At 69.3% G+C, this 12175-nt stretch carries 10 protein-coding genes and 1 pseudogene; 6 read left to right on the forward strand and 5 right to left on the reverse strand.

Annotated features, from left to right (window positions below; translation table 11 throughout):
* Positions 1-37 precede the first annotated feature (37 nt).
* Positions 38-655: a histidine phosphatase family protein gene (locus ACIQRW_RS05405; protein WP_403754706.1), complete on the reverse strand. Its 618-nt coding sequence runs from the start codon at positions 653-655 to the stop codon at positions 38-40.
* 97 nt (positions 656-752) lie between these two features.
* On the opposite strand from ACIQRW_RS05405, the gene ACIQRW_RS05410 reads away from it, so the two are divergent.
* The gene (locus ACIQRW_RS05410; protein ID WP_403754709.1) at positions 753-1361 is read left to right on the forward strand and encodes an FxLYD domain-containing protein; all 609 of its coding nucleotides are present in this window, start codon (positions 753-755) and stop codon (positions 1359-1361) included.
* Between the two features lie 83 nt (positions 1362-1444).
* Here ACIQRW_RS05410 and acnA read toward each other — a convergent pair whose 3' ends face one another.
* Positions 1445-4162 carry an aconitate hydratase AcnA gene (gene acnA / locus ACIQRW_RS05415; protein ID WP_403754712.1) on the reverse strand — a complete coding sequence of 906 codons (2718 nt, stop codon included), beginning with the start codon at positions 4160-4162 and terminating at the stop codon, positions 1445-1447.
* 305 nt (positions 4163-4467) lie between these two features.
* On the opposite strand from acnA, the gene ACIQRW_RS05420 reads away from it, so the two are divergent.
* A complete protein-coding gene (locus tag ACIQRW_RS05420) occupies positions 4468-5220 on the forward strand; it encodes an alpha/beta fold hydrolase (protein WP_403754715.1) in 753 nt (250 codons plus the stop codon).
* A gap of 41 nt (positions 5221-5261) precedes the next feature.
* Here the strand turns inward: ACIQRW_RS05420 and ACIQRW_RS05425 are convergent, their stop codons facing one another.
* Entirely contained in the window at positions 5262-6164 is a 903-nt protein-coding gene (locus ACIQRW_RS05425; protein WP_403754718.1) for an aminoglycoside phosphotransferase family protein, read from the reverse strand.
* A 76-nt stretch (positions 6165-6240) separates the two neighbouring features.
* Entirely contained in the window at positions 6241-6675 is a 435-nt protein-coding gene (locus ACIQRW_RS05430; RefSeq protein WP_403754721.1) for a VOC family protein, read from the reverse strand.
* 242 nt (positions 6676-6917) lie between these two features.
* Between ACIQRW_RS05430 and ACIQRW_RS05435 the strand changes: the two genes are divergently transcribed.
* Together ACIQRW_RS05435 and ACIQRW_RS05440 are read left to right on the forward strand one after the other, a co-directional pair.
* The gene (locus ACIQRW_RS05435) at positions 6918-7370 is read left to right on the forward strand and encodes a RidA family protein (RefSeq protein WP_403754724.1); all 453 of its coding nucleotides are present in this window, start codon (positions 6918-6920) and stop codon (positions 7368-7370) included.
* A gap of 216 nt (positions 7371-7586) precedes the next feature.
* Positions 7587-9116, forward strand: a complete 1530-nt coding sequence (locus ACIQRW_RS05440) for a helix-turn-helix domain-containing protein (RefSeq protein ID WP_403754727.1) — start codon at positions 7587-7589, stop codon at positions 9114-9116.
* A gap of 143 nt (positions 9117-9259) precedes the next feature.
* On the opposite strand, the gene ACIQRW_RS05445 is transcribed toward ACIQRW_RS05440, so the two are convergent.
* A complete protein-coding gene (locus ACIQRW_RS05445) occupies positions 9260-9688 on the reverse strand; it encodes an integrase (RefSeq protein ID WP_403754730.1) in 429 nt (142 codons plus the stop codon).
* Positions 9689-9895: 207 nt separating this feature from the next.
* On the opposite strand from ACIQRW_RS05445, the pseudogene ACIQRW_RS05450 reads away from it, so the two are divergent.
* Positions 9896-11527, forward strand: a pseudogene (locus tag ACIQRW_RS05450) (DNA/RNA non-specific endonuclease); the annotation flags it as partial.
* A gap of 72 nt (positions 11528-11599) precedes the next feature.
* A complete protein-coding gene (locus tag ACIQRW_RS05455) occupies positions 11600-12118 on the forward strand; it encodes a hypothetical protein (RefSeq protein ID WP_403754733.1) in 519 nt (172 codons plus the stop codon).
* Positions 12119-12175: the final 57 nt, after the last annotated feature.

Here is a 12175-nt window from a genome sequence, read left to right on the forward strand (position 1 = left end):
GCCCGGCAGTCCTGGAGGCTCTCGGGCGGGGCGAGGTTCAGTGCGGCTGGAGACTTTCGGGCAGGGCCAGGTTGAGCGCGGCGACGACCGGCCGGCCGTGTTCGGTGCCGAGCCGGGAGAGGGCGCCGGTGGCGAGCTGGAAGAGCCGCCCCTCGGCCGGGGTCAGGCCGAGGTAGCGGGCGGTGAGGACGCGCAGGAAGTGCGAGTGCGCGACGAGCGCGATGTCCGCGCTCCCGATTCCGTCGGCGGCGGACCGGACGCCCGCGAGGACCTGGTCGGCCCGCTGCCCGATCTGGGCCGGGCTCTCACCGGGGTGCTCCTCGGAGCCGGGGTCCACGCCGTCGGTCCACAGGTTCCAGAAGGGCCGGGTGCGGCGGATCGCCGGGGTGGTGATGCCCTCGTAGCCGCCGTAGTCCCACTCCCGCAGCTCGGGGGTGACCCGGGGATCGGGGAGTCCGGCCAGCTCGGCGGTGCGGCGGGCCCGGATCATCGGGCTGACGAGGGTGAGCCCGATGTTCCGGTCGGCCAGCAGCGGGACGAGCGCGCGGGCCTGGCGCTCCCCGGCGTCGGTGAGCGGGAGGTCGGTGTAGCTCGTGTGCTGTCCGGAACGGGACCACTCGGTCTCGCCGTGCCGGATGAGGATCAGCTCGCCCATGGGGTCCGTTCGCTTTCTGTACAGGTGGTGCCGGTGGTGCGGGTGGGGCCCCGTACCGTAAGTCCCTCACCTGATCCATTTCCCGTGGGGGGACCGCATGTCCGACTACTTCCCGCCTCCGCCGCCCGAACAGCCGCAGCCGGAGCACCGGGCTCCGGTGGGTGCGGCGCCGCCTTCGCCGTGGGCGGCCCCCGCGGCGCCGCCGGGCAAGCAGCGTACGGGGCTGATCGTGACGCTCGCCGTGGGCGGCGGGCTGGTCGTGGCGGGGGCGATGGTGGCGCTCGTCTACTCGTTGATGGACTCGGTCGCGGACTCCGTCGCACTGCCGCCCGCGCGGTCGGACGCGCCCTACTCCGAACCGTACGACGAGAAGCCGTACGAGGAGGAGCCGTACGAGGAGCCGGTGGAGCCCGTCGCGCCCGGGCCGGCCGCCGAGGGGGACGTCACGATCACGAAGTGCACGCGCGACTCCCTGATCGGCTGGCCGCACGCAGACCTGAAGATCGTGAACAGGTCCGGAAGTCCGGCGGCGTACATCGTGTCCATCACCTTCGTGAACGCGGACGGCGCTGTGGTGTCCGACGGCATCGCGACCACCGAGGAGGTCGCTCCCGGCGCGTCGGTCAAAGTAAGGGCCCAGGGGTCCGGCGAGGTGGCCGCGGGCACGAAGTGCCGGATCGGCGAAGTCGATCGGCATGCGCTGTGACGGTCCGGTAGCCCGACGGTACGCGAAAGGGCCGCACCCCGGGGGAACCCGGGGCGCGGCCCTCACTGCTCGGTCCGGCCCGCCTACTTGCGGATCAGGCTGCGGAGCACGTACTGCAGGATGCCGCCGTTGCGGTAGTAGTCCGCCTCGCCGGGGGTGTCGATGCGCACGACCCCGTCGAACTCCACGCCGGTGTCGGTGGTGACCTTGACCGTGCGCGGGGTGGTGCCGTTGTTCAGCTCGGTGACGCCGGTGAAGGAGAAGGTCTCCTCGCCGGTGAGGCCGAGGGTCTCGGCGGTCTGGCCCTCGGGGAACTGGAGCGGGAGGACGCCCATGCCGATGAGGTTCGAGCGGTGGATGCGCTCGTAGGACTCGGCGATGACGGCCTTGACGCCGAGGAGCGCGGTGCCCTTGGCGGCCCAGTCGCGGGACGAACCGGAGCCGTACTCCTTGCCCGCGAGGATCGCCAGCGGGGTGCCGGCGGCCTGGTAGTTCTGCGAGGCGTCGTAGATGAACGACACCGGGCCGTCACCCTGGGTGAAGTCGCGGGTGTAGCCGCCCTCGGTGCCCGGCGCGATCTGGTTGCGCAGGCGGATGTTGGCGAACGTGCCGCGGATCATGACCTCGTGGTTACCACGGCGCGAGCCGTAGGAGTTGAAGTCACGGCGCTCGATGCCGTGCTCCGTGAGGTACTTGCCGGCCGGGGTGTCGGCCTTGATGGCGCCGGCCGGGGAGATGTGGTCGGTGGTGACCGAGTCGCCGAGCTTGGCGAGCACCCGGGCGCCGGTGATGTCCTCGACCGGGGTCGTCTCCATCGTCATGCCCTCGAAGTACGGGGGCTTGCGCACGTAGGTGGACTGCGGGTCCCACTCGAAGGTGTTGCCGGTGGGGATCTCCAGCGCCTGCCACTGGGCGTCGCCCGCGAAGACGTCGGCGTAGGACTTGTTGAACATGTCCTCGCCGATGGAGTTCGCCACGACGTCGTTGACCTCGGCCTCGGAGGGCCAGATGTCGGTCAGGTAGACCGGCTTGCCGTCCTGGTCGACGCCGAGGGCGTCCTTGGTGATGTCGACCTTCATCGAACCGGCGATGGCGTACGCGACGACCAGCGGCGGGGACGCCAGGTAGTTCATCTTGACGTCGGGGTTGATCCGGCCCTCGAAGTTACGGTTGCCGGAGAGCACCGAGGTGACGGCGAGGTCGTTCTCGTTGACCGCCTTGGAGACCTCCTCCGGCAGCGGGCCGGAGTTGCCGATGCAGGTGGTGCAGCCGTAGCCGACGAGGTTGAAGCCGACCTTGTCGAGGTACGGGGTCAGACCCGCCTTGTCGAAGTAGTCGGTGACGACCTTCGAGCCCGGGGCGAGGGTGGTCTTGACCCACGGCTTGCGGGTCAGGCCCTTCTCGACCGCCTTCTTCGCCACGAGCGCGGCGGCGACCATGACGTAGGGGTTCGAGGTGTTGGTGCAGGAGGTGATCGCGGCGACGGTGACGGCGCCGTGGTCGATCTCGTACGTCGAGCCGTCGGGGGCCGTGACGGTGACCGGCTTGGACGGAGCGCCGTTCGGGGTGTTGGACGGGGCGTCGGAGGCCGGGAAGGACTCCTTGCTCGCCTCCATCTCGTCCGCGACGTAGTTGCGCACGTCCTGGGCGAACTGCTCCTTGGCGTTCGCGAGGACGATGCGGTCCTGCGGGCGCTTCGGCCCGGCGATGGAGGGGACGACCGTGGAGAGGTCGAGCTCCAGCTTCTCGGAGAAGTCCGGCTCGGCGGCCGGGTCCAGCCAGAGGCCCTGCTCCTTGGCGTACGCCTCGACGAGGGCGACCTGCTGCTCGTCGCGGCCGGTCAGGCGGAGGTACTTCAGCGTCTCGTCGTCGATCGGGAAGATCGCGGCGGTGGAGCCGAACTCCGGCGACATGTTGCCGATGGTGGCGCGGTTGGCGAGCGAGGTGGCGGCGACGCCCTCACCGTAGAACTCGACGAACTTGCCGACGACGCCGTGCTTGCGGAGCATCTCGGTGATGGTCAGCACGAGGTCGGTGGCGGTGGTGCCGGCCGGGAGCTCGCCGGTCAGCTTGAAGCCGACGACGCGCGGGATGAGCATGGAGACCGGCTGGCCGAGCATCGCGGCCTCGGCCTCGATGCCGCCGACGCCCCAGCCCAGCACGCCGAGGCCGTTGACCATGGTGGTGTGCGAGTCGGTGCCGACGAGGGTGTCGGGGTACGCCTGGCCGTTGCGGACCATGACGGTGCGGGCCAGGTGCTCGATGTTCACCTGGTGGACGATGCCGGTGCCCGGGGGGACGACCTTGAACTCGTCGAAGGCGGTCTGGCCCCAGCGCAGGAACTGGTAGCGCTCCTTGTTGCGGCCGTACTCCAGCTCGACGTTCTGGCCGAAGGCTTCCTTGGTGCCGAACTTGTCGGCGATGACGGAGTGGTCGATGACCAGCTCGGCCGGGGCCAGCGGGTTGATCTTCGCCGGGTCCCCGCCGAGCTCCTTGACGGCCTCACGCATGGTGGCGAGGTCCACGACACACGGCACGCCGGTGAAGTCCTGCATGATCACGCGGGCCGGCGTGAACTGGATCTCCTGGCTGGGCTGGGCCTGGGAGTCCCAGCCGCCGATGGCCCGGATGTGGTCGGCGGTGATGTTCGCGCCGTCCTCGGTACGGAGCAGGTTCTCCAGCAGGACCTTCAGGCTGTACGGGAGGCGCGCGGAGCCCTCTACCTTGTCCAGCTTGAAGATCTCGTACGACTCGTCGCCCACGCGCAGCGTGCTGCGGGCGTCGAAGCTGTTCGCCGACACGACAGTCTCCTTCTTCAATGTGCGCGTATCTCCGCGCCGCGCCTCATTGGCAGTCGGCGCCGCGTTTTGCCGTCTACTGCCCCGACCATCCGCTAAGATAAGGATTAGTTAGGTAACCCTTACCGGGCGGCGGCCGCGGTGCGCCTCGGCAGATATCTCGATGTCGAGATAACTCTAGTACATAGCCGCCGCTCGGTCATGCCCAGGTGCCCCACCGCACCGCCGGACGCGCCGGTACGCCGCGGTAGCGAGCGGGATCCCGCCGGGTAGAGTCCGGGTGAGGACGACATCACCTGGGGGGGCTGATGACGACAGCGGACGCGTCACCCATGGCCGCGGATGCGCTGCCCATGGTCTTCGTGCACGGCACACGCTTCAGCGCGGGCCAGTGGAGTAGCCAGCTCGCCGCGCTCCGGGGGGAATTCCCGGTGGCCGCCGTCGACCTGCCGGGCCACGGAGCGCGCGCGGAGCAGCCCTGGAGCCTGAGCGCCGCGACCGGGATCATCGCCTCCGCGGTGGACTCGCTCGGCCGCGGCCCGGCCCTGGTCGTGGGGCACTCACTCGGCGGATACGCCGCGCTGGAGTTCGCGCGACGCCACCCGGAGCGACTGCGCGGACTGGTCCTCACCGGTGCCAGCGCCTCCACCCGCGGTGCGTGGGCAACGCCGTACCGGTGGGTCGCCGGACTGGTGCCCCGTATACCGGCGGACCGCCTGACCCGGTGGAACGACTGGTTGCTGCTGCGGCACTATCCGCCGGAGGTGGTGGAGGCGACCATCCGCTCCGGCTACGCCTTCCACACCCTGCCCGCCGCCTGGGGTGAGGTACTGGGGCGCTTCGACGCGGGTGCGATGCGGCATGTGGCGGCACCGGCACTGATCCTCAACGGCGAGAAGGACAGCGTCTTCCGGTCCGGCGAGGCGGACTTCGCCCGCGCGCACCGGGACGCCCGTGTCGAACTGATCCCGCGGGCAGGGCACCTCGCGAACTTCGACGCGCCGGACGCCTTCACCGATGCCGTACGCCGCTTCGCGCGGCAGCTCACCGCGACCGGCTGAGCGCCGGGCCCACACCACGCCCGTACGGCGGGACGGGGCGTTCAGACCACGCTCGTACGCAGAACGCGGTCGAGTGCCGTCCGGCCCGCGGGCCCCCAGGTCGGCTTGCCGCCTGGAAGCCCCTGGTCCCCGTTCCGGCCCATGAGCATGAGGACCAGGCTCTTCATGGCGGCCAGCCCGCGGGCGCGCCGGATCATCGCCTCGTCCGCGCGCCCGTACGCGTCGAAGAACCGCGAGGCGGCACCCTCCGGGAGGATGACCCATGCGGCCGCGAGGTCCCACGCCGGGTCACCGGCGAACAGGTCACCGAAGTCGATCACGCCCGAGAGCGTCCCGTCCGACACGACGACGTTCGCGGGGTGGAGATCGCCGTGCACCCATACCGGCGGCCCCTCCCACTCCGGGGCCGCGACGGCATCGTCCCAGACGGCCCGGACCTCGTCGGCGATGCCGTCGGGGACGACGGCGTGGAAGAAGTGGTCGAATCCCTCCGTGTGCACCCGGGGATGACCGCCGCGGTCCGAACCGGCCGGCGCGTCGACGGGCGCCTCCATGTGAAGGGCCCGGAGGAAGTCCGCCAGAGCGCCGGCCGCATGGTCGCCGCGGCTGATCGAGGTGCGGTCCAGCGGCTCACCGGGGACCCACGTCATGATCGTCCAGGGCTTCGGGAAGCGTACGGACGGTTCGCCGGCCCGCACGGGGTTCGGGACGGGGAGCGGCAGGCGAGGAGCCAGGGCCGGCAGCCACCGGCGCTCCTTGAGCTGAAGTTCCGGGGCGCGTTCGGTACGCGGCATACGGACGGCCAGCTCGTCCCCGAGGCGCCACTGCTGGTTGTCCCATCCGCCCTCGACCTCGCGGACGGCCAGTCGCGCGAGGTCCGGATGCTGCTCCTGGAGCAGGCCGCGGACCAGGTCCGCCGTGATCTCGATCTCGAAGTCGGTCATGCGGAGCCACGGTAGTGCGGTGGACCCGCCGGACGGGCCCCGGGACCCGCCCCGCGGGGGGCGGGTCCCGGGGGTGTCAGTCGAGACAGAACTCGTTGCCCTCGATGTCCTGCATGTTGAGGCAGGACTCGTTCTCCTCGTCGGCGAGCAGCAGTTGTCCGCGCACCGCGCCGAGCGGGATCAGCCGCGCGCACTCGGCCTCCAGCGCGGCGAGGCGCTCCTCACCCACGAGCCCGGTGCCGACGCGCACGTCGAGATGGACCCGGTTCTTGGCGACCTTGCCTTCGGGAACGCGCTGGAAGTACAGCCGCGGGCCCGCACCCGAGGGGTCCTGGCAGGCGAAGCCCGCGTCCCGCTTCTCGGGCGGCAAAGAGAGGTCGTACTCGCCCCACGTGGCGAACCCCTCCGGCGGCGGCGGAACGACGTACCCCAACACCTCGCACCAGAAATACGCGACGCGCGAGGGTGACGCGCAGTCGAAGGTGATCTGTACCTGCCTGATCGGAGCCATCGGGCCACCCTAATTGCACATCCGTTCGTCGGCCTCCGAATTTCGCCGCCGCGGGAGTCGCGGTACGAATCGCCCGCCGGCGGACCGCCGAGCCGCTGACGCCCTCCGCGACGTGTTCCGCCCAAGTGGGCGGCGCGGGGCCTGCGTTCGGCTCGGAAGGATAATGAGGAAGCGGGACGCGGAGCCCGCTGAAAGGATGGTGTGCTCCAGGGCCGACCCCAGCACCAGGAGACGCACCCACCGTGACCCGCACCAGCGCCGTTTCACTGATCCGTTCCCGTTCCCTCTCCGACGTGGCCGAGTACGCCTATGCGGCCACCGCGCCCGCCGAGGCCCGGCTGATCTTCCTCGCCGGTTCGTGCCCGCTCGACGAGCACGGCGACACCGTGGCCGTGGGCGACTACGCGGGCCAGGCGGCGAAGGCCGTGGAGAACCTGCGGACGGCGCTCGCCGACGCGGGCGCCTCGGTCGAGGACGTCATCAACACCCGGGTCCTCGTGGCGTCGGCCCGGCAGGAGGATCTCGTGGCCGCGTGGGCAGTGGTCCGGGACGCCTTCGGCGACCACGACGTGCCCAGCACCCTGATGGGCGTCACCGTGCTCGGCTACGCGGACCAGCTCGTCGAGATCGAGGCCGTGGCCGCCGTCCTCGACGCCCCGACGCCCGGCGACCAGGTCGGCCCCCCGTCGGCGTAATGGCGGCGTGAACCTCCGCGCCCCCGCACGCCGAGGCGGGGGGCGGGGGCGCGGACGGGGTTGCCACGCAGCTCGTACGGCCGCGCCGGCCGCGCCCTTCGCTCCGGCGCGGGCCACGATGGGCAGAGGCCGCCTACGCGGAGCCGGTACACACCCGTCACTCGAACGGCACACCCCCACAGCAACCTCATCTCATATCTGAGATAACCTGCCGTCATGTCAGACGACTACCTCGTACGCATCGGCAAGCTCATCCGTGACGCCCGTCAGCACCGGGGCTGGACACAGACGCAGCTGGCCGAGGCGCTCGCCACCAGCCAGAGCGCCGTCAACCGCATCGAGCGCGGCAACCAGAACATCAGCCTTGAGATGATCGCCCGCATCGGTGAAGCCCTCGACAGCGAGATCGTGTCGCTCGGTTACGCCGGACCCATGCACCTGCGGGTCGTCGGCGGCCGCCGGCTCTCCGGGGCCATCGACGTCAAGACCAGCAAGAACGCCTGCGTCGCGCTGCTGTGCGCCTCGCTCCTCAACAAGGGGCGGACGGTCCTGCGCCGGGTGGCCCGGATCGAGGAGGTGTTCCGGCTCCTGGAGGTGCTGAACTCCATCGGGGTGCGCACCCGCTGGGTCAACGACGGCGTGGACCTGGAGATCGTGCCGCCCGCGCAGCTGGACCTGGAGGCGATCGACGCCGACGCCGCGCGCCGCACCCGCTCGATCATCATGTTCCTGGGTCCGCTGCTGCACCGGACGGAGCAGTTCACCCTGCCGTACGCGGGCGGCTGCGACCTCGGCACCCGCACGATCGAGCCGCACATGATCGCGCTGCGCCGGTTCGGCCTGGAGATCGCCGCCACGGAGGGCCTGTACCACGCGCAGGTCGACCGGACCGTCTCCCCGGACCGGCCCATCGTGCTGACCGAGCGCGGCGACACCGTGACCGAGAACGCCCTGCTGGCGGCGGCCCGCCACGACGGCACGACCGTCATCCGCAACGCCTCCTCCAACTACATGGTCCAGGACCTGTGCTTCTTCCTGGAGGCGCTGGGCGTACGGGTCGACGGCGTCGGCACGACGACGCTCACCGTGCACGGGGTCCCGCAGATCGACGTGGACGTGGACTACTCCCCCTCCGAGGACCCGGTCGAGGCGATGAGCCTGCTGGCCGCCGCGGTGGTGACCGAGTCCGAACTCACCATCCGCCGGGTGCCGATCGAGTTCCTGGAGATCGAACTCGCGGTCCTGGAGGAGATGGGCGTCGACTGCGACCGCACCCCGGAGTACGCCGCCGACAACGCGCGCACCCGCCTGGTGGACCTGACCGTGCGGCCCTCCAAGCTGGAGGCCCCGATCGACAAGATCCACCCGATGCCGTTCCCCGGTCTCAACATCGACAACGTCCCGTTCTTCGCGGCGATCGCCGCCGCCGCGCACGGCCAGACCCTGATCCACGACTGGGTCTACGACAACCGCGCGATCTACCTCACCGACCTCAACCGCCTCGGCGGCCGCCTCCAACTCCTCGACCCCCACCGGGTCCTGGTCGAGGGCCCGACCCGCTGGCGCGCCGCCGAGATGATGTGCCCGCCCGCCCTGCGGCCCGCCGTGGTGGTGCTGCTGGCGATGATGGCGGCGGAAGGCACCTCCGTACTCCGCAACGTCTATGTGATCAACCGCGGTTACGAGGAGCTGGCCGAGCGGCTCAACTCGGTGGGCGCGCAGATCGAGATCTTCCGGGACATCTGACACGACGATACCGCCGCAACCCATCTGACCTGCCATTTAGCGGGTCAGGGAGGGGGGCGGCGGCACGTCTGGGACTTCTCTGGGACTTTGGGCCTGCGGGGGGCTACGAGCCACACTCCACGGGCCCAGCGGGCCGGTCGCGGCTACGCGAAGATCGCGTCGATGGCGGCGCTACCTCGTGCGCGGGGCAGGAAGTGGGAGTACTTCCGCAGCGTGAACCCGGGGTCGGAGTGCCCCAGCCAGCGTGCCAGGGAGACGACCGATTCGCCAGCCTCCAGTTCCTCGGAGGCGAAGAAGTGGCGCAGGGCGTGGAAGCCGTGTTCCCGGGACGGTTCCCACACTCGGGCACCGTCTGCGCTGCCCTCGTCCAGCGCGGCGATCACACCTGCCGTGGCCAGAGCGGGCTTCCACACGTAGGAGTTGAAGTAGTTCCGGTTGATGGCCTTCCGCTCGCGTCCCGTCACCAGGAGGCGGTAGGTCCTGGGCCGTCGGTGTTTGGCCTCCACCGGCGTCTCGGCCGGAGTCGGGTCGTCCCAGGGCAGCGTGACCGGGATCGGCGCGAACTGCTCCATGTGCCGCTGAGAGTCCGAGCGCTTCCCCTTGGCGGAGCCCGAGACCTGCTCCGATCACGAGGAGTATCCGGTAGCGGTCCGGCAGGGCCTCCCGTACCGCCAGGACCCGTTCGGGCGGCCACGCCTCAACCCTGCCAGGGGCCGCGGGCGGAGGCCCGACCGTGCTGGACCGGCATGGATTGCGTCCCAGGCGACGGTCCTCGACCGCAGTCGGTCAAGACGGGCACGGGTGCGGGCACCGACACCTATGTCCACGACGACAACGCCAACGTCATCAGCCAGTCGGTCAAGGGCGTTTCCACGACGTTCGACTACGACCGCAACCGGCTGCTGACCGCCACCGTAGGAGGCTCGACCGCGAGCTACACCTACGACCCGTTCGGCCGTCAGGAGTCGGTCACCGCCGGCGGAAAGATCGTCGAGCGCAGCGTCTACGACGGCTTCGACCACATCGTCGAGTCCCAGAAGGCGGACGACACTGGCGCGCTGAAGTCGACAAAGTTCACGTTCGACCCGCTGGACCGCACCGCGTCGAAGACGGCGGACGGCAAGACGACCGACTTCAACTACCTCGGCATGTCCAGCGAGGTGCTGGGTGAGGAAGTCGCCGGCGAGCTCACCAAGTCCTACCAGTACAGCCCGTGGGGCGAGCGTCTCTCCCAGGTCAGCCATAACGCCGACGGAACCAGCGAGGACGGCTTCTACGGCTACAACTCGCACACCGACGTCGAGACGCTGACCGACAAGGAAGGCGACACCAAGGCGACCTACGGCTACACCGCCTACGGCTCCGACGACAAGGACGAGTTCACCGGCATCGACAAGCCGGAGGCGGCTGATCCGTCCAAGGAGGCCTACAACCCCTACCGTTTCAACGCCAAGCGCTGGGACGCGCAGACCGGCACCTACGACATGGGGTTCAGGGACTACAGCCCGGGACTCAACCGGTTCACCAGCCGGGACATGTACAACGGGGCCCTCTCGGACATGGGACTCGGGTCGGACCCCTTCACTGGGAACCGCTACGCCTTCACCGGTGGCAACCCCGTCAGCAATGTCGAACTGGACGGCCACATCTTCGGGTGTTCCGTCTGTGACGACGTCATCGACAAAGTCGGAGACCTCGTATCGGACGCCACCAAGAAGACGAAGGGCGGATGGCTGTCCATCGCCGACACGTTCCTCACCGGCATCGGCTGGTACGACGAGACGGCGCCCAACGGGTACGAGACGGAGCCCGGTGCCACGCCGGACTACGGCAAGGGTCTGCTCGTCAAACCGGACGACCAGAAGGAATGGACCGGCGGCGTCACCCGGTTCCCCTTCCAGGACCAGGGCTGCAAGGACAGTCGTCAGAGCATGATCTACTACATGCCGCTCGACGACGCGGGACGCGCTCAGGGGGCGATCGGCTGTCTGAACTGGCACGACACCAACAACGTGGACAAGGGGACCGGCGAGGTCTACGGGGACGGCGGGATCTTCGGCAGTGGAACGGTCTGGCCGACCGACGACCCCTTGTACATCCCCAAGGCGATGCAGAAGGGTGGTCCGCTCTATCGGAAGGGCCTGGAGCGAGGTCACCTGATCGCCAGCCGTTTCGGCGGCTCCGGTACGGACATCAGGAACCTGGCGCCGATCCACGGTGAAGTGAACCGGGGTGCGATGGCGAGGGTGGAGGACGCGGTGGCCGAGCAGATCAACAGCGGCAACACCGTCTTCTACCAGGTCATGGTGCACTACCCCAGTGCCACCGATCCGATGCCGGACCGGTTCGACATAACCTGGAACAGTTCGAGCGGCGCCAGCGGTTCGGTGCCGGTCTACAACACCCCATAGAGTGAGACCGGGGGGCGTGTCGTATATCTGACACGCCCCCCGGTCCAAGCCTTCGATCGGAATGTGAAGAGAATGTGGATCGAGCGAATCGCTGAGGTCACGCACTGGGAGCCGCTTCGGCTCGATATTCCCTGGAACAGCGTCGAGGAAGATCTTGGTACACCACTGCCCGAAGACTACAAGAAGCTTGCCGAGATGTTCGGCAAGGGCGAATTCTCGGAGTTCTTGCGCGTTTTCACCGTCGATGCCACGAACCAGTTCGACCTGGTCAGGATCTGGAAGAAGTTTCTCGACGGCGGCCCGGAGAGCGGCCCCGATCCCGCCTTCAAGCCCTACCGGATGTACCGGCCAGGTCAGCGCGGCCTCATTCCCTGGGCGTTCGGTGAGATGAAATGCAGCTACTTCTGGCTGGCGTCCGCGGATGAGGATCCGGCGAGCTGGCCCATCGTCACACAGGGAGATCCTTATCCCTGGCACGAAGTGAGCATGTCCACTTCCGAGTTCGTCTGCCGAGTGCTGACCGATCCCGATTTCGAGCCGTTCTCGATCGCGAGGCTGTTTCCGGAGCCCGACTTCTATCCCATGGACTGAGTGGCACACCGCCCCGCGCCCGACCTGAGTCCCCCGTGACGGCCCCGGGCGCGCATT

The organism is Streptomyces sp. NPDC091287 (assembly GCF_044768525.1).
Lineage (GTDB): Bacteria > Actinomycetota > Actinomycetes > Streptomycetales > Streptomycetaceae > Streptomyces.